Source organism: Luteibacter sp. HA06 (assembly GCF_054061215.1).
Map to the genome: position 1 here is coordinate 989,120 of NZ_JBSSDZ010000001.1, position 21,070 is coordinate 1,010,189.

Annotated in this window: 16 protein-coding genes and 1 pseudogene; 10 read left to right on the plus strand and 7 right to left on the minus strand. The window is 62.3% G+C overall.

Going from position 1 to position 21,070, the window contains the following annotated elements; translation table 11 throughout:
* Positions 1-84 precede the first annotated feature (84 nt).
* The gene (locus ACVWWJ_RS04320; protein ID WP_456966900.1) at positions 85-306 is read right to left on the minus strand and encodes a hypothetical protein; all 222 of its coding nucleotides are present in this window, start codon (positions 304-306) and stop codon (positions 85-87) included.
* A gap of 148 nt (positions 307-454) precedes the next feature.
* Between ACVWWJ_RS04320 and ACVWWJ_RS04325 the strand changes: the two genes are divergently transcribed.
* The 4 genes and pseudogenes from ACVWWJ_RS04325 to ACVWWJ_RS04340 all read left to right on the plus strand — a co-directional run bounded on the left by ACVWWJ_RS04325 (position 455) and on the right by ACVWWJ_RS04340 (position 4,657).
* Positions 455-1,282, plus strand: a complete 828-nt coding sequence (locus ACVWWJ_RS04325) for a YiiX/YebB-like N1pC/P60 family cysteine hydrolase (RefSeq protein WP_456966901.1) — start codon at positions 455-457, stop codon at positions 1,280-1,282.
* Positions 1,283-1,431: 149 nt separating this feature from the next.
* A pseudogene (locus tag ACVWWJ_RS04330) lies at positions 1,432-1,887 on the plus strand (S1 family peptidase); the annotation flags it as partial.
* Between the two features lie 51 nt (positions 1,888-1,938).
* On the plus strand, positions 1,939-2,379 hold the full coding sequence (locus tag ACVWWJ_RS04335) for a hypothetical protein (RefSeq protein WP_456969763.1): 441 nt from the start codon (positions 1,939-1,941) through the stop codon (positions 2,377-2,379).
* Positions 2,380-3,808: 1,429 nt separating this feature from the next.
* A complete protein-coding gene (locus ACVWWJ_RS04340) occupies positions 3,809-4,657 on the plus strand; it encodes a hypothetical protein (protein WP_456966902.1) in 849 nt (282 codons plus the stop codon).
* 937 nt (positions 4,658-5,594) lie between these two features.
* Here ACVWWJ_RS04340 and ACVWWJ_RS04345 read toward each other — a convergent pair.
* Positions 5,595-6,650 (minus strand): redoxin family protein, encoded by a 1,056-nt coding sequence (locus tag ACVWWJ_RS04345; protein ID WP_456966903.1) that lies wholly within the window; start codon positions 6,648-6,650, stop codon positions 5,595-5,597.
* 170 nt (positions 6,651-6,820) lie between these two features.
* Between ACVWWJ_RS04345 and ACVWWJ_RS04350 the strand changes: the two genes are divergently transcribed.
* Entirely contained in the window at positions 6,821-8,536 is a 1,716-nt protein-coding gene (locus tag ACVWWJ_RS04350; RefSeq protein WP_456966904.1) for a M1 family metallopeptidase, read from the plus strand.
* A gap of 16 nt (positions 8,537-8,552) precedes the next feature.
* Here the strand turns inward: ACVWWJ_RS04350 and ACVWWJ_RS04355 are convergent, their stop codons facing one another.
* Both ACVWWJ_RS04355 and ACVWWJ_RS04360 read right to left on the minus strand, forming a co-directional pair.
* Positions 8,553-9,149 carry a hypothetical protein gene (locus tag ACVWWJ_RS04355; RefSeq protein WP_456966905.1) on the minus strand — a complete coding sequence of 199 codons (597 nt, stop codon included), beginning with the start codon at positions 9,147-9,149 and terminating at the stop codon, positions 8,553-8,555.
* Between the two features lie 25 nt (positions 9,150-9,174).
* Positions 9,175-10,302 carry an aminotransferase class I/II-fold pyridoxal phosphate-dependent enzyme gene (locus tag ACVWWJ_RS04360; protein WP_456966906.1) on the minus strand — a complete coding sequence of 376 codons (1,128 nt, stop codon included), beginning with the start codon at positions 10,300-10,302 and terminating at the stop codon, positions 9,175-9,177.
* Between the two features lie 128 nt (positions 10,303-10,430).
* Between ACVWWJ_RS04360 and ACVWWJ_RS04365 the strand changes: the two genes are divergently transcribed.
* Positions 10,431-11,309 (plus strand): EamA family transporter, encoded by an 879-nt coding sequence (locus tag ACVWWJ_RS04365; RefSeq protein ID WP_456966908.1) that lies wholly within the window; start codon positions 10,431-10,433, stop codon positions 11,307-11,309.
* 48 nt (positions 11,310-11,357) lie between these two features.
* Here the strand turns inward: ACVWWJ_RS04365 and ACVWWJ_RS04370 are convergent, their stop codons facing one another.
* Complete coding sequence (locus ACVWWJ_RS04370; RefSeq protein ID WP_456966909.1) at positions 11,358-13,937, minus strand: autotransporter family protein; 2,580 nt, start codon at positions 13,935-13,937, stop codon at positions 11,358-11,360.
* Positions 13,938-14,592: 655 nt separating this feature from the next.
* Here ACVWWJ_RS04370 and ACVWWJ_RS04375 point away from each other — a divergent pair.
* The 4 genes from ACVWWJ_RS04375 to ligD all read left to right on the plus strand — a co-directional run bounded on the left by ACVWWJ_RS04375 (position 14,593) and on the right by ligD (position 18,789).
* A complete protein-coding gene (locus ACVWWJ_RS04375) occupies positions 14,593-14,829 on the plus strand; it encodes a hypothetical protein (RefSeq protein ID WP_159894709.1) in 237 nt (78 codons plus the stop codon).
* 106 nt (positions 14,830-14,935) lie between these two features.
* Positions 14,936-16,846 carry a CocE/NonD family hydrolase gene (locus ACVWWJ_RS04380; protein ID WP_456966910.1) on the plus strand — a complete coding sequence of 637 codons (1,911 nt, stop codon included), beginning with the start codon at positions 14,936-14,938 and terminating at the stop codon, positions 16,844-16,846.
* A 67-nt stretch (positions 16,847-16,913) separates the two neighbouring features.
* Positions 16,914-17,912, plus strand: a complete 999-nt coding sequence (ku, locus tag ACVWWJ_RS04385; RefSeq protein WP_456966911.1) for a non-homologous end joining protein Ku — start codon at positions 16,914-16,916, stop codon at positions 17,910-17,912.
* 4 nt (positions 17,913-17,916) lie between these two features.
* Positions 17,917-18,789, plus strand: a complete 873-nt coding sequence (gene ligD, locus ACVWWJ_RS04390) for a non-homologous end-joining DNA ligase (RefSeq protein ID WP_159894703.1) — start codon at positions 17,917-17,919, stop codon at positions 18,787-18,789.
* 51 nt (positions 18,790-18,840) lie between these two features.
* Here ligD and ACVWWJ_RS04395 read toward each other — a convergent pair whose 3' ends face one another.
* Together ACVWWJ_RS04395 and ACVWWJ_RS04400 are read right to left on the minus strand one after the other, a co-directional pair.
* Positions 18,841-20,061, minus strand: a complete 1,221-nt coding sequence (locus tag ACVWWJ_RS04395; protein WP_456966912.1) for an AGE family epimerase/isomerase — start codon at positions 20,059-20,061, stop codon at positions 18,841-18,843.
* Entirely contained in the window at positions 20,058-21,038 is a 981-nt protein-coding gene (locus ACVWWJ_RS04400) for a carbohydrate kinase family protein (RefSeq protein ID WP_456966913.1), read from the minus strand. The genes ACVWWJ_RS04395 and ACVWWJ_RS04400 overlap by 4 nt, the downstream gene beginning before the upstream one ends.
* Positions 21,039-21,070: the final 32 nt, after the last annotated feature.

Genomic DNA, 21,070 nt, shown 5'->3' on the forward strand with positions numbered 1-21,070 from the left:
CGCCTCTGCATTCTTTTCAGAAGATACGTGGCCGCTCTTCCTGCTAGCGGTCGAGTTCCGAAATCTTGTCGCACATGACGCTACTTACCTGAGTGGTGATAAGTTTCCGGAACTCATTGCCGCCAGCGCGGAGGTGCTGATGGCCTTGGCGACCCTGGCCGGGATGCCGGAGAAGAAAATAACGGCCGCCCTCGCGGCGACGATCACGGGCAGGTAGGGGATGGTGCCGGCATCAGCAACTGCAGCGACGGTCGCCTGCACGACCATCTTGCCGTTTTTGCGCAGCGCAGTAAGGAAGGTATACACCGTTGTGGCCAAACGGCTTATTGACCGCGATACGGCATCGGCATATTTCAGAAAGCTCTCGCTCCTTACACGGGCCCGGCGGGCGTGTTCGCTGGCGACCCTGTGTAGGTGAGAATTCCTTCTGCTAAGCGTGCCGCTGGAGAGAGTTATGGGTACTCGACGTCAGTTTCTTTCAGCGACGGCCGCGATAGCGGGAGTTGCCATCTTTGAGGCGTCGAGGTTGAACGCAGCTATCTCATCGGGGCAAGGCGACAACCCACACCCTGATCCAAATAAGTTCCAGGCGGGCGACTTTATTTGGCCACGAGGCATCAATGACTTCGTCGCCTATGCTCTCGAAGACGAGAACGACGAAGCTAAATCCGCAGCGACATGGATAATGCAGCGCGACGCATTTGTGAAATCAATCCGCGACAAGGGATCAAACGCCACACCAGGGGAGTCAGAAGCGCGAACGTTGCTTGAGACAATGACGTACAGGCAATTTCGCGCCACATATTTCAATGATGCGCCACAAACCGGAGGATTCGTTCCCTACGGATCAAGCCTCTACACCGGTCATGTTGCGATCATTACAGAGACATCGACAGACCCTCTAATCGTTGAGGCGATCTGGGGGGACATCAAGAAAGTCAGGACAATTCGATACGCAGACTGGCTAAAGAGCAGGACGGATGAGCTCGTGTGGCATGGCAGACTCAGCAATGCTTCCGCGATCGATCGAAAGAAGGTGTCCAGCAAGGCCCTCACATACTGCGATATCCCATACAACTTCTGGAACTTCAATCTCGCCGACACATCTTGTTTCTACTGCTCAAAGCTTGTCTGGTCTTGCATTAAGGATACGCTCGGCTACGCAGTCGATGGGAAAGACAATCCTGATAGACATATCTGGTTCTCACCGAAGCAGTTGATGCGAACCACGCCGATCACGCTGCTTAATAACCCAGGGAACTACGGCGGAGGAAAATCGTGAAACGCCTAATTCTCGCAGCGTCCACTACTATCGTGGCCCTCGGATCGGCCATGTCGTATGGCCAAGTTAGCAGTGCAGCGATGGCCGACAAGTACAAGGGCGCCGTCGTCTACTTGACCGTAACGTTTACGTCCGACGTACCCGGTGCGATGCCGTCCGTTAGGCACGGTACCGGTTTCATTATAGATCCGACGGGAGTGATCATGACTGCCTCGCACGTGATCATTCCTGGACCAGACGAAAGGCTAGGTCGGATATCGGGACGCATTCGATCAGCCGATGGTGATGAATATCGCCTACAGACGTTCGTCCCAGGCTTTGATCCTAACCGTCGAGCGGTAGAGCCCCGAAGTCACGCCGCGTTTCTTTTACTTCCAGATATAAGGAACGATTGGCCCATTATTGATGTCGCGTCCAGTCCTCTGCCACGTGTGAAACCCGATTTTCAGCTCGTGGCTCTGACAATTGGACCACCGTTAAATGACGTGCTTGGAGTACCCGGACAGCTCCTAAATAACCGCCCCGCGGAAAACGGGTTCTATCCGACCAATGTTCAATTTGTCGCTGGGGCTAGCGGTTGCCCCATCCTGAATTCTGAAGGACAGCTAGTTGGGCTATGCGAGGCCGGTGACCCGAGCAATGCGGCACTTACGCTTATGAATCCGATCGGTGCCGCGAAGGAAGACATCGACTTTATCAAAGGCATCATGCAGGCCGCACAAGTTGCGGCATCTCGCGGCTCCACTCGCCCCGTATCGATGGTTGCCGTGGTCCCGCCTGGCACAGTTAAAGCAGTGACGCAGCGGTTCTGCGCTGATGAAAGCGCCGGGTCGGTGCTCATCGCCGGCGTCTCAGCGGTGGGCGGTACACCGGGCGCGGAAATAAAGTCCGTCGAAGTCGACGCGAACAAGACCAATTGCGTGAATGTCAGCGCCTCGCTCGCGAATTCTGCGTCCAAGGGCCGCCCGATAAAGCCAGCCTGGATCAGCGTCGACATAAAAGCCAAAGCATCCCAGCCGCTAGCGCCATCGTTGGTCAAGCCAGGGACGATCCCAGACATGGCAACACTATCTCGTGACACGAATATAGGTCTCTGACATAGTCGCGTACGGATGCGACGTCCGCCCGGATTTGAGTAGGGGCGCTGTATCCCGCGCTTCGTCGAGCTTACGGGCAGGGTGAAGACGCTGCCCGCGTCGCGGAGAAGCTAATAGAGGGAGCGGGGGACTTTGAGGAAGTGTCAGTTGAATTACTGGCTCGCCAAGCTCTATCGCGCTTTGGCCGGCAACCAGGACCTTTGCGACGGTGGCCTCTAGGTCATTCGGGCTCGAGTCGAGCTGTAGCGAGCGCATCGCGCAAGCCACGATTCCGTCGGATTTCGCGTCGTAAGATCAATACGTGCGTCGCCGACTGCAAGGGCCCCTGCGGGATGACCACGCAGTGACATGGCCTGCGGGCCGTCCTTATCGTCAACAAGATGCTCGCATGACCGTTGACGCACACCGCGCAGGTCGTGGAGCCCGATTCATCGAGCAGTTAGGCGGCAAGGCCAGACCAGTGCCATTGGTCGCCGTTGGCGATAAGGCAAATGAAAGAGAAGGCAGTGCGATGAGCCCGACGTTGCTCGCCGAGGCCGGCCGCTGGCGTGTCTAGACTCCTTCCCTCAACCGCCATCGAAGCACGGCGTGTCAGGAATGTCGCGCTAGTGTATATGCGAATCCTACAGAGCGAGCTGTCACAGTCTCCGTTGACCTGAGTGTCGCTTAAGGGCTTCCCTGAAAGTTCATGAACCCACCACATGAACGTCCCTATCAAGCGTTCGACGTGTGGTCCGTAGCGCAACTCACGGACGGAGCGCCACCTTAGATCGATCCTGTGCGGCTCCGCACCCCCTTCCGAGGCACATGATTCAGGACCAGTAGTACCGGTCTCGACTCCGGCCAGCGTGGGGCGCTGTCGTCTGTATTCGCGGCGCGTAGAGCCAGGTGCCGGTGGCCCTGGAAGCGCGACGTAATCGCCCTGCGGAAATTCTAGACTCTATGCATATACATATCCGGCAACTTTCTGTGCAGCGCGGTGGTGCGTATCACACCCGCTGTCGGCCTTCCAACCTGACGAACGTGGGTCGTCGCATTCCTCAACGCTCGCTCCCGTTGAGCGCCGCCTTTCGGCGCTAGGCATTTCTACTTGCCTCTTAATGTAGGCATGCCAAACGTTGTATGGCATCGGGTTCTGCGGAGGGGGATATTCGATCAGGGCATGGGCCAATGGGTCTGCGAAGGCTAAGCACAGGTAGTTGTACGCACAATGAGAGGGGCTATGCGAGTTGTTGTTTGCACGGTACTGGTGGTTGTGTTGGCCGGTTGCGCGACAACCAAAGGGCCGCCACCTATCCTCACTGCCCGCGGAATTGAAAGCCCCCCGGCGGATGCTACGTCTGCGAGTCTGGCTAAAAGATTTGCGGCCGCAGCCGATGCTGCTGCGAACCCGCCGTCGGGAGTGACCCCAGTCGCTGCAAGCACTGAAATGTTCCAGGTCGGTGCAGCGCTGGTGTACGCCAATTGCAGCGACTTCTTCGCCGAGGCGGGGCGAAACCAGACGCGGCTAATGGTTTGGAAGGACGCGATAGGAATCATTGGCACGTTGGCGGCGGGGGTCATCGCATTGGATGGTGGAAGCGGGGCTGGTGACCTGGATCGTCTGGCGATCATTACGCTTGGATCGTCAGCCGCCCTTTCGGGCATCGACATTTACACGCGTCGGTTTCTATTCGGAGCCGAGAATGTCGATGCGGTGCGCGAACTGACGCTAAACGCCCTGTCCGCGCATGCCGCCAAAGTCAATGAAGACCCGCCCAAAACGTACGCGGTGGCATCCCTGCAGCTGCTCGATAATCAGGCGCTCTGCTTCCCGCCGAGAATCGCAATGCTGGCAAGGGATGCTATTAAAAACGGCAACGTCGTCGCGTATACCGACGGCGTCAGTCCTGCTCCCGCCCTTGCTGCGGAGAACGATCGGCGCGTTTTCGAAGATATAGGCGATCGGCTCGGTATGGCGGGGCCAATAAGCCAGGACCAAGGCGCAGGCTACTACTGGCTGGTGATAGTTGGTGCCGACCCGAACGACCAAACAACCTTCATCGCCCCATTGCTCAGTAAAATTCCTGATGCAAGCAATCCTTTTACGCCGGCCCGCGCACTAAAGAGTGGCGGCGTCCCTGAAAAGGATTTTATTCGCGGGCGACTTGCCAGGCTGAGTCCGAAAGCGATCAGCGATTTCAAGGCGGTGATGGTCAGGGTCAAGGGTTCGGCTCCTGCCGGGGCAACCGTGCCCGACGAAAAGAAGACCACTCGCGTCAAGGTCGACATCATGTAGTTGCTACTGCACCCATGCGTCGAAAGCGCAGCTTGCGCGGGGCTTCGCCGGCGACGGGTGCAGCCGTTGGCAAGTTCTACGGTGTGGGAGAACGAAGTGGACGATACCGAGCAGCTGATCTATCCCGATTTCGCCTTATTGCCTAAAGCCGCAAGCGAGAGACCCTGCAATAATATATCTTCGCGGCTCTGCGGAAAATGCGTGACCAGCACCTTGGTCGCACCATCGTCGTAAAACCGCTTCAGCGGGCTTGCGGGAGGTGGGCAGCGGCTCCGCAACGGTGCCCAGGCGCGCAGCGTCGGCACCGATTGGCACGCCGAACGCTTCGTCGCCGGCAATGCCGAACCTCCCGCGCACAGTGCCCTCCAGGTCGTTCACCTAGACGTTGCGGATGCCCCACCGCTCGAATACGTACCGCGTCAACGACCGACTGGACCCAGTCGTAGCCAAGACCGACGAGGCGCGCCGCGCTGTCACCGTGTTCCGGACGGCCGCCGTTGCTTTTAGCGTCCACCGATTTTGCCCGCGCGAGCCGTCGTCGGGCACTACAAAACATTCGCGACCTTATGCAGGAATCGCTTGTCCTTCTCTCCCACACCGGCGGTGCCGCGTAACAGCGTTCCGCGGCTCGACCGTTGGGCGCCGGTCGCGCCCAGCAATAGAACCGCAGCAGGGTCGGTTTGTGGCGTTCTCGCCGTGTTTCACTCGATATCTCGACAAATTCCACCCTCGCTGTCGAGTTAGGCTCGGCTAAGACCTTGTTTAAGGGTAATTATTTCCATAGAGTACAAGGATCAGGTGTGCACAACCGTTCTGATTCCGCAACGGCTCTTTCTGCGGTAGCCGATTCATCGGCGAACCCATCCGCCGAACCGTACAAAAAGAAAAGGCAGAGCACCCGCTCTGCCTTTTCTTTTTGTGCGTCACCCACCGTCCCTCACCCAAACGTAACTGCAAACACCTCCGCCCCCGGCTCGAGAAACTCGATCTCGAACGTCCGGTCCTCGATCGGCGCTCCCTGCCGGATCAGCTGATAAAGCCGCTGGCCATCGATCGTCCCATTACCTTCGGCATCGGTATCCGCACCATGGTTGCCCCCTGGCGGTTTCCCATCGAGTCGAACGCGAAAGTGGATCGCCTTGCCACGTGTCTCCGGCCCCGCCACCAGATGCAGGTCCCGTGCGTGGAACCGGAAAAGAACGCGTCCATTCGCCTTGCGCACGGTGGTTGCTTCGGCGCCCATGGTCCAGTCACCCGCGAGGGCCCAGTCGTTGAGATCGAGCGCCGTCGGCGCTGAATAGGCGTGACGCACGTCCTGCAACGGGCCGCCCGGCGAAGCGAATCGCTCCGTACGTGCGTAACCCAGGTACGTTTCGGGCGACTTCACGTTGTCCCAGTCTGGCGCGGCTTCGGCACCCGTGCCATGGACGCTCACGAGATTGCGATCGAAGCCCGATGCGCCGCGTTCGGCGAGAAGCTGCTGTATGGCTCGCTCGGTCTGGTCGACATCCCCTTCGCCAAAGTGGTGATAACGAATGCGTCCTTCGGCATCGATGAGATAAATCGCCGGCCAATACTCGTTCTGGAACGCGTTCCACACCCGGTGGCCATTGTCGATCGCGACGGGAAAGTGGATCCCATGGACGCCGACGGCGTCGCGGATGCTGTCGAGTCGCTGCTCGAACGCGAATTCAGGGGACTGCACCCCGATCACCACGAGCCCCTTTGCCTGGTACTTGTCCGACCAGGCGCGGAGGTAGGGAAGGGGTCGAAGCGAGTTGATGCAGGAGAATGTCCAGAAGTCGACGAGGACCACCTTGCCGCGCAGCCCGGTCGATGTCAGGGCGGGGCCGTTGAGCCATGACGTCGCACCACTCAACGAAGGCATCGACCCTTCGACCGGAAGCGATTCGGCTGGCGCGGGGTCGGCAACGGCGCGACCGGCGCAGAGCGCCCACGCCAGGATGATGGACAGCAACATGCGTACGTTCACGGCACCCTCGATGGTTTGAATCGTTACCCTTACCTAGGATGAACCACCGACGGTTGTCCTGGATTGCATGAAGTGCCACCCGCGGCATACCCATCTAAAGACCGATGACGGAGCCCGGCTGGGTAGGTATGGTGTCGCGGCATCCCCTTTCCCCTTCCGGCCCCTCCGACATGCGAAACACGTTCTTGCTGGGCGTAAGCCTTGCGCTGACCACGGTTGCCTGCTCCCCCTCGGCTCCGCCCGGCCCGCCGCCCCTGACGGACCTGACGCATAACTCAGGCGCCCCCCGCGCGCCCGAGCAACTGGCCGTGACGTTCGAGCATGCCGACCTGAGTTTTCGCGTGGATCCCGTACGGCACTGGATCGAGGGCGATGCCCGGCTGACCTTCGCCGCGACCGCACCGCTGCGCCGCGTGGTGCTCGACCTCGATCGCAACCTGCCCATCGACGCGGTGGATGTCGACGGCACGGCGCTGCCGCGCACCGCCTATCGCAACCCCGAGGGTCGTCTCGAGATCGATCTTCCCCATCCCCTGGATGCCGGCGCGCGCACCACGGTACGCGTGACCTACCACGGCAGTCCGCACACCGCGGTCCACGCTCCCTGGGATGGCGGATTCGTCTGGGCAACGACGCCGGACGGTAAACCCTGGATCGCTACCGCGGTGGAGGGGGAGGGGTGTGACCTGTTCTGGCCCTGCATCGATCACCCGATGGGGCGGCCGAAGCTCGTCGACGAGCACGTCACCGTGCCGGCGCCGCTGGTTGCCGTCGGCAACGGCGTCGCCGTGGGCATGGACGAGGCTGACGGCATGCGCACGTATCACTGGCGCAGCCACGATGTGAGCACCTACGGCGTGGCACTGAACATCGGGCCATACCGTGAGCTCTCCGCGTCGTATCCGAGTCGCTTCGGCAACGCGATCCCGATCCACTACTGGTATGTGGATGACGACAAAAAGGCGCGGGAGCTGTTCGCTGAATTCCCGCCGATGCTCGATTTCCTCGAGAGCGTCATCGGTCCGTATCCTTTTGGCGCCGAAAAAATGGGCGTGGCGGAAACGCCGTTCAAAGGCATGGAGCACCAGACGATCAACGCGTACGGGAACGAGTACGCGAAGATTCCCTACGGCTACGACGATCTCCTGCAGCACGAACTCGCGCACGAATGGTTCGGCAACCAGATGACCAACGCCAACTGGGACGACATGTGGTTGCACGAGGCGTTTGCCTCGTACATGCAGCCCTTGTACGCAGAATCCCTGGGTGGTCGCCAGGCCTACTTCGCCAACCTGATGCAGCTGCGCCGCGGTCTTGCCAATCGCCACCCGATCGTGTCGGGCAAGCCACGCCGCGAGGAAGATGTCTACGAGGACGAACGTGGCGGTCCGGGTCAGGACATCTATTCGAAGGGAGCACTGGTACTCCACACCTTGCGCGGCCTGATCGGCGACGACGCCTTCTTCCGGTCAGTGCGTTTGCTGGTGTATGGCACCGAGCATCCCTTGCCGGGCAACTTTTCGCCGCGGTATGCCACCACGAACGATTTTGTCGATATCGTCGACAAGGTAACGGGCAAGGATCTGCGCTGGTTCTTCAACGTCTACCTTTACCAGGCGGCGCTGCCTGATCTGCAAGTGACGCGCGACGGACAGCATCTGCACCTGGTCTGGTCGGTACCGGGCAAGGGTCCGTTCCCGATGCCGGTCGATGTGCGCGTCGATGACCATGTCGTGACCTTGCCCATGACCGACGGCAGCGGTGACGTCACGCTACCGGCGCACGCGCTCTACACACTCGACCCGGAGTCGAAGCTGCTGAGGCGTGACGTTGCCATGGAGGCATACCGCGAGTACGTCAAGAAAAACAAGGCGAAGGATCGCTGAATCGCGCCGATGCTGCTTATTCAGTCGTGAGGCTTTTCGTGCCGCTGAAGACATAGCCTTCGGCTTCGAGGTCGAGATAGACGATGCTCGCCCTCGGGCCGATCTTCACGCCAGGATGGATGTCCGCGGCGTTCATGGAAAGCGCTGCGACATCCTTCACCGGCACGGTAAAAACGACGCCGAGGAGCTCAAGCGCCTTGATCTCGTCGAGGGAAGGATTTTGCTTGCCATCGTGGATGCGACGATAGCTTGCGTCGGTCAACGCCATGTCGGCGTAAGTCCCGCCCAGCACCACGACGATAGAGCGATGCCTGGCGTCGATGCCGTAAGCGGCATATTCCGCAATCAAGGCAGAAAGCGCGTGTAGGCCGGGATTGAATCCCAGCGACGCGTCATAAACGGTGTTCTGGTCGAAGACGAATTTGTAGACGTGTCCGGGTAGGGGGCGGCCCGGCGCATCGTTCGTCTCGGATATCGCTCGGTCTTGCCCCACAACCTGCGCTGCCGCCGCCGCCGTCGCGCTGCCGGGCAGAAAGCCAAGGGCAACGACGACCAGCAAGCATCGGAGCGCGCCATGCCGATGGGTGCCCGCAGGCTTCTTGTCACGCGTCATTCGAAGCACGGTGTCTCCTCGTCCGTCAACGGCGCAGATAGTTGTCGAGGGCAGCCACCGCCTCGGCGCAGTCGGCGCGTCCAAACCCGATACGGAACCGATCGACAGGCGTCGGAGCGAGCTCGGAGCGATAGTGCTCGGCAGGCAGCAACAAGACCCCCGCACGTTCGACCAGGTCCGTGGCAAACGCTTCGACGCTGCCCTTGCCGAGGTACCGCGGAAAAGCGACGCAGCCGCCGTCTGGCCGATACCACGCGAAATGTTCAGGCCATTTGGCAAAGAATGCGTCCAGCACATCGAGGTTGTCGCCGACGATTCTGCGGTTCTTTTCAAGGATGATCTCGCGCGCCTTCAGGGCAATGAGTGCCAGTTGCTCCGACGGGCCGGAGTTGCAGATCGACAGGTAGTGTTTGTACCGCTCCATCTTCTGCAGGAGGTCGCGGTCGGCACAGGCGATCCAGCCGATACGAAGCCCGGGCAAACCGTAGGCCTTCGACATGACGCCGAGCGAAATGCCGCGCTCATAGATGTCGGCCGCTTGCGGCAGATGTTCTGTGCCTGGCGGCCCGAGCGGGCGATAGACTTCGTCGCTGAAGAGCCAGATACCGCGCTGGCGGCACAGGGCCACCAGCGCGTCGTAACGATCCCGCTCGAGGATCTTGCCCGTCGGGTTATGCGGGAAGTTGATCGAGATCACCCGGGTGTTCGGCCGGATGGCAGCGGCGACACGATCGATGTCGAGCGACCAGTGATCCTCGGGATCCAGCGCGACACCGGTAACCTCGCAGATCGACAGCGGCACGGTTTCCGCGGACTGATAATTCGGTGTCACCACGATCGCGTGATCGCCCGCGCCGAGCAGTACGCGCATGGCGATATAGATGCCTTCCTCGGCACCGGCAAAGCAGAGGATGTCTTCGGCGTTGCGCGTGTCGTAGGTACCGGCGATGGCCTCGCGCAGGGCCGGCGAGCCGTAAGTCTGCGTGTAGCCAAGATGCAGCGACTGAAAGGCTTCCTGGTCGTCCGGCTCTGCCAGCGCCAGCAGTTCATCCACCCTCATGCTCTGCGCGTCTGACGCCGTCAGGTGAAAGCGGGCAGCGAACTCCCAACGGGAGAAGTAGGTTTCGAGTCGGAAGTCGGGCAGGGCAGTCATCGGCGCTCATCAGCAGGCTGATCGTGATGTGGACTATATGTCTATAATGAACAAATGGTCTACCATTCGTGGCAGCAGTCCTGCCCAGCCCCATGGGCGCCGTGCACGTCAGCCGTTACAGTGCATCCATGACTTCCCCGCGTCCCTCCCTCGTGCTCCCCGCGCTTGCCGTGCTCGGCTCGGTCACGTCGTTGTGCATCGGCACATCGTTCGCCAAGAAGCTGTTCCCGCTTATCGGCGCCGAAGGCACGTCGGCGCTGCGCGTCGGCTTTTCCGCCATTGTGCTGCTTCTGTTCTGGCGCCCGTGGCGCTGGCCGCTGAGCCGTCGGGACGCGGGCTTCGTCATTCGTTACGGGCTCACGCTCGGCGTCATGAACCTGCTCTTTTACCTTTCGCTGCGGACGATTCCGTTCGGTATCGCCGTCGCCATCGAGTTCAGCGGTCCGCTCGCCGTCGCCATGATCGCGTCACGCCGGGCCGTCGACTTCGTGTGGCTCGCCTGCGCGATCACCGGGTTGGTGATGCTGTTGCCGCTCGGCCATAACAGTACGCTCGACCCGACCGGCGTCATGCTCGCCCTCGGCGCGGCCGTCTGCTGGGCGCTGTACATCCTCTTCGGTAAACAGGCCGGCCATCTGCACGCGGGGCAATCTGTGTCGCTCGGCCTCGTGGCGGCAAGCCTGGTGGTCGTGCCTTATGGTGTCGCGCACGCGGGCGGAAGCCTGCTGGATCCGATGATCCTCCTGGCCGGGCTCGGCGTAGCCATTGTTTCCAGTGCGATTCCCATGTCACTGGAGATGATGGCGCTCAAGCGTCTGCCCAGTGAGACCTTCGGCATCATGGTCAGCCTCGAGCCCGCCGTGGCGTCGTTACTGGCAATGGTGTTGCTCGGCGAGCACCTTGCGAGCGGCCAGTGGCTGGCCATCGGGTTCATCGTGATGGCTTCCATCGGAAGCACGGTCACCGCGCGCAGGGCGCGGCCTGTGGCAGTCGAGTTGGCCGGGTGAGGTGAACTCGAGGCGGACGTGTAGCCCGCCTCGAGTTCACTTTCCCCGTTACCAGGCCTTACGAATACCGATGGACCCGGTCACCCGACGGTAGCGATGAGCACCGAAGCGTGTTTCCACATCCGTCCAGAGCCGCCATCCGTTGCTGCGCATGAGCGCGACGCCGAGCTTCAGGCCGTAGCTGTTGCGCGGCACGCCGGCATCGAACGACTCCGCGTTGAAGGTCGTGGCATCGAGGTGGCCGAGGCGACGGATCCAGTTTGCGGCGAAGTAGGGCGAGGCGACGTGGCCGTTCGGCGTGTTCCAGCGAGCGGCCGTGCGCACGCCGAGACGTGCGGTGGCGCCTGTGCCACGAAGCGGACCGATGCGTGTGCCGTTGGTCTCACGATGCGTACCTCCGCGCAGGCGGGTGCTGAGGATCTGCGCCTGCGGCTCGATGTACGCGTCGGTCTGGCGGCTGAGCGCGTGGCGCCAGCGGTGTCCGGCTTCCAGGCTTGTCGTGAGCATGCCGCTGCCGTAGCGCTCGGCGGCGAGCCCATCGCCTTCGACACGCTGGTTGACGTGCGCGTACTGTGTCCAGCCGCGTATGTACGTGCCGGTGTCGCTGCGGAAGCCGCCGTACAGCCCTGCAGCCGCACCACGCACGCGGCCCCTTGCAGCGTAATGAGTCAGCAGCGAGGTGCCCCGCGTGTCGGCACGACCGACGGCCGCCATGACGCCGAGGTGAGCCTCGGTATCGGGATCACGGAGCAGGTCGGCACCGAGCGCCAGCTCGCTGGCCGACGACGTGGTGGTCAGCTGCTCACCGATATCGAACGAGGTATGGCGGCGATCGAAGCGCGCCCAGACGTTATGGCGTGCACCATCGCGTTCGTCGTCTTCGCCGGCGCCGGGACCGCCCTGGAACATCTCGAGTGCAGCGGTCTGGTTTGCCCGGTAAGCGCCGACCTCAGGTCGCAGCAGGCGCGGACGTACCACCGGCACCACCGGGTCGACACCCGGTTCGGGCGTCTCGGGCGTGACGGGCGGATCGATGATGGCGGGATCCACCGTTTCCGGCTCCAGCGACGAGCGCAGGTACCAGTCGCCATCGTTCGCCGCGCTGAGCGCCCCCTGGTAGAGGAAATACTCGTGAGCACCCGCGACCACACGGCCGGCAAGTTCAAAGCGACCATGCGAGCTGCCGTCGACCTGCACCAGACGGATGCCGTCGTTGGTGTAGTCGCCTGCGCCGTCGAGCGTATCGACCGCGATCGAGCTGCTGCCGGTCGTGTTGCCCATGATGTGCAGCAGGTCGGACGCCGAGGTATCGTCACCGAGCCGAGTACGCATGCGGAACAAGCCCTGGTTGCCGTCGTAGTCGCCAGCGATGGTCAGCGTGGCGAAGGTACCGGGGGCGGAGGCGAACGTTACGATGCCCTGGTCGCTGTTGAGGCTCCCGATATGGCTGTCGCGCGCGACCGACCACTGGGCTTTTTCCTCCAGCGTGAGATCTCGCACGATGTCGGTACCGCCATGCCACATGGATGCATTGCGCAAGGTGAGGGATGTTTTCGTAGCATCCGGCGTAGGCGCACCACTGACGTCGGCGAGACGGATGTCGCCAATCGCGACGCTCTTGTTTTCCAGTGTTACGGTGATGGGTTTGGTGGACGTGGGGTAGACGTCGATGAAGGCGGGGCCGGCCAGAACTGCACCTCCGCTGATGCGTACCTTGGTCGCGTCGTACAGGCGCAGTGCGGCGGCCTGTTCGCTCTCGATCGAGCCACCCTGGATCGTCAGGGAGCCTCCCTCGCTTACGTCCGCACCATAAGCGGCGACTCCAGTGGTCTTGACCATTGTGCCGTTGGCAATGATCGAAGCATTCACTGCGCTCAGGCCGTTGGCGAACTGCCCCGTCGTCAGGATGTCCACCTCATCGAGGCTTATACGCCCGCCGTCACGGGCGTCAGCACCGTTTGCGGTCCGACCCTCCGTCACGATGTGCGTGCGCGTGGCGTCGACGGAAGGTACGCGTCCGGGGAAATCGCCACCCATCGCCACGATGCCGTACGCTTGGTCGCCGTGCGTGAGGATGTCTGTGTCGCTCACATTGAGCGTACCTGCGCGCAGGTCGATACCGGCGGAATTGAATCCCGACGTCTCAATGTGGGTGCCGCTGATGCTGGCCAGCGCCTTGTTAGCGCCGTCAAACCCATTGGCCTGTGTGCCACTGGTCTTCAAGCGGCCACCCGAGACGGTGACGAAGGCGGCCTCTTCGTCGGAGTGCATCGCATGCGCACCCTTCCCAGCGGTGGTGATGGAGGTGTCGGTCACGACCGCTGTTCCGGTGGACGATACCCGCACTCCCATTGCCTCCTCACCAAGCGTTTCGATCGTCGCTTTTGTCGCGCGCAGCCCGGACGAGGCGCCCTCCGCCGCCAACCCATGGGCCGATGTGTTGCTCGTGGACACGCGGGTCGACTCGGTGGCGAGCTGGGCACCGTCCACGGCAAGCAAGCCGATTGCGGCGTAGCCCGTGGTCGTCACGCTGCCACCAACGAGTAGGCCTTCAACGTTCTCGCCCTCGAACCGAGCACCGTTCGCCAAGCCGCCCCCAGTGACGATTTCCACGTCAGTGAGCTTCACGCGACCGGTTCCCGCGTTCAGAAGACCGTGCGCGCTTCCACCAGCTGTCTGAAGTTTCCCCCCTGTCAGAGTGAGTTCACCCCTCAAGCCCTCGATTTTGATGGCTGACGCACCCTGACCCGTGGTCTTGATGCCGACGGCGGTGCCCGTAACCGTTCCGCCATTTTTGATAAACAACGCCGGCCTGGACGGATTGGTCGTTTCCCAGGATCCTGCGGGTAGGTCGAATTCCGTCCCATCGACAACCCATAGTGGTCCATCCGCGCCCACGGCGGGCTGCGCAAAAACAGCTATCATCGCCGACAGGTACCGGGTTTTTAAGGTTTTTTCCGTGCGCATCCACTCTCTCCTTGTCAGGCGACCGGACAGGGCGTCCGGATCGCAATTTCTGACTGACAAGGCTAGGGGCTGGCTTCCGGGGGCGTAAGGCGATTATTCTGAAAAAAGCGTGCGATTACGTCACGCTTGCTTCACCAGACATCTACGCTTCATCATGATCGTTGCAATCTTGTCGCGTCTGTCTTCGTACGGGCACGTCAGGGATGAAACCATTTATCATCTGCACGCGCGGCGAAAGCCGTGGAGGGCCCGCCATCCGGCGGGTATCCGCCGTCGCGCTTGCGCCTATATACATAACAACTGAGGAGCCAAACCTATGAAGATTGCTTCGATCACTGCACTCGCCTTCGTCGCTGCCGCCATGCTCTCCGCTTGCAACAAGAGCGAAGACGCTACCCCGGCCGCTCCGGCTGCTGCCGCCACGGCTCCGGCCGCTGCTGCAACCGCTCCGGCTGCTGCCCCGGCTGACGCCGCTCCGGCTGCTGCCACGACCGCTCCGGCTGCTGCCGGCACGGCCGCTCCGGCTGCTGCTTCGACCGCTGCTGGTCAGTAAGTAGTACGCAACACCGAACCCGCCGCTCCCCAGGGAGCGGCGGGTTTTTTATTGCCTCGCGATACGGCAGGCTAGGCGGGCTTCGTCCCAACGCCCAGGAATGCCCATGTCGCCTCGCTCGTTGCTTCCCATGCTGGCCCTGTCACTGGCCGTCGCCGCCGGCCTTGCCGCCGCCCAGACGGCGCCGATGACGCCGGATATCCCGGCGAAATTCGATTCGCCTACCGCCGCCAACGACTACATCAGGCGCGTGGTGGAGATCCCGATGCGCGACGGCGTCAAGCTGCACACCGTCATCGTGATCCCGAAGACGGCGAAGCACGCGCCGATCCTGCTGACCCGCACGCCGTACGATGCCGACGGCCGTGCCGCGCGGGCTGGTGCCACGACCATGCGTAACCTGCTGCCCCAGGGTGATGAGCTGTTCGTCGACGCCGGTTACATCCGGGTCTTCCAGGACATCCGCGGGAAGTACGGCTCGGAAGGCGACTACGTGATGACCCGTCCGCTGCGCGGACCGCTGAACTCGTCCGAGGTGGATCATTCCACCGATGCCTACGACACGATCGACTGGCTGACCAAGAACCTGCCCGAGTCCAACGGCAAGGTCGGCATGATCGGCTCGTCGTACGAGGGCTTCACCGTGGTGATGGCCCTGATCAACCCGCATCCGGCGCTGAAAGTGGCCGCGCCGGAGAGCCCGATGGTCGACGGCTGGATGGGCGACGACTGGTTCCACTATGGCGCCTTCCGCCAGACCAACTTCGACTACATCACCGGGCAGAACGCCAAGCGCGGCAAGGGTGAAGAGATCACGCGGGCCGGCTTCGACGACTACACGAATTTCCTCACTGCTGGTTCGGCGGGCGACTACGCGAAGGCTGCCGGCCTCGACCAGCTGCCGTACTGGCGAAAGCTGAGCGAGCACCCCTCGTACGATGCGTACTGGCAGGGCCAGGCGCTCGACAAGGAAATGGCGAAGCAGCCGCTCAAGGTGCCCACCATGTGGTTGCAGGGCCTGTGGGACCAGGAAGACATGTGGGGCGCGATCCACAGCTACGAGGCCATGGAACCGAAGGACAAGGGCAACGACAAGAATTACCTCGTCATGGGCCCGTGGCGGCACAGCCAGGTGAACTACAGCGCCTCCTCGCTGGGAGCGCTCAACTGGGACGGTGACACCGCCCTGCAGTTCCGTCGCGACGTACTCCTGCCTTTCTTCAATCAGTACCTCATGGACGGCGCGCCCAAGGCGAAGACGCCGCCGGTGCTCATCTACAACACGGGCGAGAACCACTGGGACCGTTTCAGCTCCTGGCCGCAGGCCAAGGGCACCAAGCCGCTGTACATGGTCGCCAACGGCGGTCTTTCGTTCACCGCTCCGGACGCATCGGCGGCGAAGTTCGATGAGTACGTTTCCGACCCGGCCAAGCCCGTGCCATATGTGCCGCGCCCCGTGCGCTTCACCGACCGCACCTCCTGGACCACCTGGCTGGTGCAGGACCAGCGTTTCGTGGATGGCCGTCCGGACGTCCTCACCTATGTCACCGAGCCGCTTACGGCGCCGCTCCGGGTCGCTGGCGCGCCCCAGGTCAACCTCTATGCCTCCACCAGCGGCACGGACAGCGACTGGGTGGTCAAGCTGATCGATGTCTACCCGGAGACGAATACGACCACGCCGGCCATGGGCGGCTATGAGCTGTCGATCTCGATGGATATCTTCCGCGGCCGCTACCGCGAGAGCTTCTCCGACCCGAAGGCGATCACGCCGAACACGCCGCTTGAGTACAAGTTCGGCCTGCCGACGGTGGACCACACCTTCCTGCCGGGGCACCGCGTGATGGTCCAGGTGCAGTCGTCGTGGTTCCCCCTCTATGACCGCAACCCGCAGACCTACGTGCCGAACATCTTCTTCGCCAAGCCGTCGGACTACCAGAAGGCGACGCAGCAGGTATGGCACGCACCCGGAACGGCAAGCGCCATCGAGCTGCCGGTGGTGGACGAGGCGAAGCACTAAGGGCTTTGGCGTTCCGTGCACGCCCATGGGGCGATCCTCGACCTCCCCGAGGTTCGAGGATCGCCCCATGGCCCGCCCCATCTGGACCGGTACCCTTTCGTTCGGCCTGCTCAACGTACCGATCCGGCTCATGTCCGGCGAGCGCCGCAGCGACATCCATTTCCGCATGCTCGACCAGCGCAGCAATACCCCTGTTCGCTACGAGCGGGTGAACGCCGATACCGGCGAAGAAGTGCCCTGGAAAGACATCGTCAAGGCCTTCGAATACCAGAAAGGCAGCTATGTCGTCCTCGAAGAGGAAGACATCAAGAACGCCGCCAGCGATGCCCATGAGACCGTGGAGATCGACACCTTCGTCGATGCGGATCAGATCGCCCCCGCTTATTTCGAAAAGCCGTACATCCTGCTTCCGGCGAAGAAGGCCGAGAAGGGTTACGTGCTGCTGCGCGAGACGCTGAAGAAGACCGGCAAGATCGGCATCGCACGCGTGGTCATCCGCACGAAGGAATACCTCGCCGCCGTGTTGCCTCAGGGCGACGCGCTGGTCCTGAACATCCTGCGTTACGAGTCGGAGATCGTCGACGCCGACGACTTCGAGCTGCCGGGCAAATCGACGGCCGACTACCGCATCTCGCCACGCGAAATCGACATGGCCAAGGACCTCATCGACTCCATGTCGAGCGACTGGAAGCCCGGCGATTATCGCGACGACTTCCGCGACAAGTTGCGCGCGGTCATCGAGAAGCGGCTCAAGAGCAAGGGCGTCACGGCGACCATCGAGGAGGACGACCGCACGCCCGAGAATGCGACGACCAATGTCGTCGACTTCATGGCGCTGCTGAAGAAGAGCCTGGGCGCGAAGACGCGTACGCCGGCGAAGAAAACCATCGAGGCGACGAAGAAGGCGGCGAAGTCGGCACCGGCGAAGAAAACCGCTGCCAAGAAGGCACCGGCGAAGACTGCCGCCAGCAAGGGCGCTGCGACCAAGGGCGCTGCAGGCAAGAAGGGTACGCCTGCGAAGACAGCGGCCCGCAAGGCCCCGGCTACCCGCCGCAAGGCGGGGTGACGCCATGGAGCCGCTGATCGTCGACGGCATCGCCATCACCCATCCCGACAGGGAGGTATTCGGCGAAGGCGGTCCGACCAAGGGTGACGTTGCCAGGTATTACGAGGCGGTCGCGCCGCTGATGCTTCCGGAACTCCGTGGGCGACCCTTGTCGGTGGTGCGGTGCCCACGCGGCACAAGTGGCGCCTGCTTCTTCCAGAAACATCATGCCGACGCCCTGGGAAAGGACGTCAAGGCCGTCGCACTCAAGGAAAAGGACGGCGGCAGGGCGGAGTATCTGTATGTCGACGACATCGAAGGCGTGCTCGAACTGGTCCAGATGAACACCCTGGAGTTCCATCCCTGGGGTGCGCGTGTCGACAATCCCGACCAACCCGACCGGCTCATTTTCGACATCGATCCGGCCAACGGCGTGGCATGGAAGGCGGTTGTCGCCTGCGCGCGCGATATCCGCGAACGTCTCCAGGGTCATGGCCTGGAAAGCTTCGTACGCGCGTCCGGCGGCAAAGGCCTGCACGTAGTCGCCCCGTTCCGCCGCGGGCCAGCCTGGGATGCGGTGAAGGCCTTCTGCGAGGGCATCGCTGACGCCATGGTCGCGGACGCGCCTGAGCGCTATATCGCCGAGGCAAGCAAAGCGAAGCGCGAGGGACTGATCTTCATCGACTGGCTGCGTAACACGCGCGGCGCGACGAGCGTGACCGGATGGTCGTTACGTGCGAGGGCGGGAGCGCCGGTGGCGATGCCGTTGCGCTGGGAAGAGATCGCCCGGTTGAAGTCGGGCGGGGCGTTCGATCTTGCCAAGGCGCTGAAGCGGGCGACGGCGCTGGAAGCGGATCCGTGGGAGGGGATCGCTTCGTTGAAGCAGGCGTTGCCGTAAGAATGAAACATCGGTGCGGCAGCCAACAGCCCGCACCGATGTCTTGCTTCGTTATTTCGACTGCATCCGACGCAGCGACGCCATCACTTCATAGCAAGCGCCCATCGTGTGGTAGTCGGTCTTGCCGGCGGGGCTCTTCTCGTCGTCGTACTTCTCGTTCTTGCGATTGAGAATGCGATACCAGGCGCCGTACGTGTGGTCCACGAAGTGTTCCCAGCTGTACGACCAGATCTTCTCGTACGCTTCGTCGTACTTCGCTTCGCCGGTCGTCTCGAACAGCAGCTGCGCGGCGCCGAGCGATTCGGCCTGGACCCAGAAGTACTTGTCGTCGTCGCAGACGTCGCCTTCCGGGGAGAAGCCATACGCGATGCCGCCGTATTCCTTGTCCCAGGCCTTGTCGAGCGCCTCGTCGAACAGGTGCTTCGCGGTCGACACCAGCCAGTCCTTATGCTTCGGCGTGCCCTTGGTGTAGCGCTCGAGCATCATCAGCAGCTTCGCCCACTCGGTCTGGTGACCGGGCTGGAAACCCCACGGACGGAACAGGTGCTTGGGATTGTCGAGGTTGTATTCCCAGTCGATCGTCCAGTCCTGGTGGTAGTGCTCCCACACCAGCTTCTGCGGGGTCAGGCCGGCCTGACGCTGGGTCATGTTCTCGGCGAGCAACAGCGCGCGGTCGAGGTAACGGTCGTCCTTCGTGGCTTCCCACGCGGCGATCATCGCTTCGGTCATGTGCATGTTCGCGTTCTGGCCGCGGTAACCGGTGAAGTGCCAGTCCTTGTCGGCCTCGTCGCGGTACAGGCCGTAGGTCGGCTCCCAGTAGCGCTTCTCGAGCAGGTCCCAGATCTCGCCCTGCCAGGCCTTTGCTTCGTCGAAGCCCACTTTCACGCCGCACGAATAAGCCAGCAACATAAACGCCAGACCGTAGCAGTGGTTCATCTGGTCGTCGCGCTTGCCGTCGGCGATCGTCCAGGCGTAACCGCCGGTTTCGGGATTGAGGTGCACCTCACGCAGGTACTTCAACCCGTGCATGGCCAGTTCCTTGTCCTCGGGTTTCTTGAACTCGAGGTAGGCCATGGCATGGTTGAACACGAAGCGCGTGCTCGATACCAGGTGACGGTGGCTGCGGTCGTACACCGAGCCGTCGTCCTTGTAGTACTGGAAGAAACCACCGGCCGTGTCGACCTCGTTCGGCTTGTAGAAAGCCATGGTCTTGGCGACGTGGTCGCGCAGTACATCCACGTTGTGGAAATCGGGGAGGGGATAGTTCGTCATGCGTGCTTCTCCATGAAGGCCCTGACTTCGGCCTGGTCGGGAATGGCAGTAAACGAGCCCTTGCGGGTGGCGGTGATCGCACCACACGCTGCGGCGAATCGGATCAGGTCGTCGAGGCGGGCCGTATCGTCGACCAACGCATCGAAGGTGGCGGGCGTGACGTGTTCCGCGTCGAGCCGGGCGAGCAGCCCGCCAACGAACGCGTCACCCGCTGCCGTCGTATCGACCGCTTCCACGGCATAGCCCTGCACCGTGCCGCGCGCCGAACGGGAGAACCACTGCATCGGTTCGGCACCGTCGGTCACCAGCAGCAGGCGTGCCTTACCACGCCAGAGGCGTTCGAGCACCGCTTCATCTGAACCGGCACCGGCGTGGATGAAGGCGAACTCTTCCGCGCTCAGCTTGATCACGTCGGCTTCGGACAACGCTTCCCACAGGCGTGGAAGCGGTGCTTCGCTGGCGGGCCACAGGGCCGGACGCAGGTTCATGTCGAAACTGACCAGGGCACCGGCGCTACGTGCACGGCGCATGCCCTCGACCGTGGTCGCGGCAATCGCCGCTTCGGTCAGCGAGTTGGAACACGCGTGGAAAATCGAAAGGTCCTCGAACGATTCCTTGCGGAAGTGCTCGGGACGGAACAGCAGGTCCGCGGCGGGCGGACGATAGAAACTGAAGCTGCGATCGCCTTTCTCGTCGTGGGCGACGAAAGCCAGGGCGGTGCGTGCCTCATCCGTACGGGCGATGTCGTCGGTACCGACGCCAAGCTCGGTCAGGCTCTTGAGGAGGAAATCGCCGAACATGTCGCGTGCGAGCATGCCGGCAAAGCGGGCGTGGGCGCCGAGGCGTGCCGCGGCAACCGCGACATTGGCCGGCGCGCCGCCGGCGAAGGGAACGAAAGCGGGAGGCTGACCGTCGCCGCCCTGGGGCTGTGCGTGGAAATCGATCAGCGCCTCGCCGAAGCAGAGGATGGAAGACATGCTGCGGCCTGTCCTTGGGGCAAGAAAGTACT

Excerpts from the sequence above, each read along its gene's own strand:
- ACVWWJ_RS04325 (WP_456966901.1), top strand. The coding sequence starts at position 455 with ATGGGTACTCGACGTCAGTTTCTTTCAGCGACGGCCGCGATAGCGGGA.
- ACVWWJ_RS04335 (WP_456969763.1), top strand. The coding sequence starts at position 1,939 with ATGAATCCGATCGGTGCCGCGAAGGAAGACATCGACTTTATCAAAGGC.
- ACVWWJ_RS04340 (WP_456966902.1), top strand. The coding sequence starts at position 3,809 with ATGTTCCAGGTCGGTGCAGCGCTGGTGTACGCCAATTGCAGCGACTTC.
- ACVWWJ_RS04350 (WP_456966904.1), top strand. The coding sequence starts at position 6,821 with ATGCGAAACACGTTCTTGCTGGGCGTAAGCCTTGCGCTGACCACGGTT.
- ACVWWJ_RS04355 (WP_456966905.1), bottom strand. The coding sequence starts at position 9,149 with ATGACGCGTGACAAGAAGCCTGCGGGCACCCATCGGCATGGCGCGCTC.
- ACVWWJ_RS04360 (WP_456966906.1), bottom strand. The coding sequence starts at position 10,302 with ATGACTGCCCTGCCCGACTTCCGACTCGAAACCTACTTCTCCCGTTGG.
- ACVWWJ_RS04365 (WP_456966908.1), top strand. The coding sequence starts at position 10,431 with ATGACTTCCCCGCGTCCCTCCCTCGTGCTCCCCGCGCTTGCCGTGCTC.
- ACVWWJ_RS04375 (WP_159894709.1), top strand. The coding sequence starts at position 14,593 with ATGAAGATTGCTTCGATCACTGCACTCGCCTTCGTCGCTGCCGCCATG.
- ACVWWJ_RS04380 (WP_456966910.1), top strand. The coding sequence starts at position 14,936 with ATGTCGCCTCGCTCGTTGCTTCCCATGCTGGCCCTGTCACTGGCCGTC.
- ku (WP_456966911.1), top strand. The coding sequence starts at position 16,914 with ATGGCCCGCCCCATCTGGACCGGTACCCTTTCGTTCGGCCTGCTCAAC.
- ligD (WP_159894703.1), top strand. The coding sequence starts at position 17,917 with ATGGAGCCGCTGATCGTCGACGGCATCGCCATCACCCATCCCGACAGG.
- ACVWWJ_RS04395 (WP_456966912.1), bottom strand. The coding sequence starts at position 20,061 with ATGACGAACTATCCCCTCCCCGATTTCCACAACGTGGATGTACTGCGC.
- ACVWWJ_RS04400 (WP_456966913.1), bottom strand. The coding sequence starts at position 21,038 with ATGTCTTCCATCCTCTGCTTCGGCGAGGCGCTGATCGATTTCCACGCA.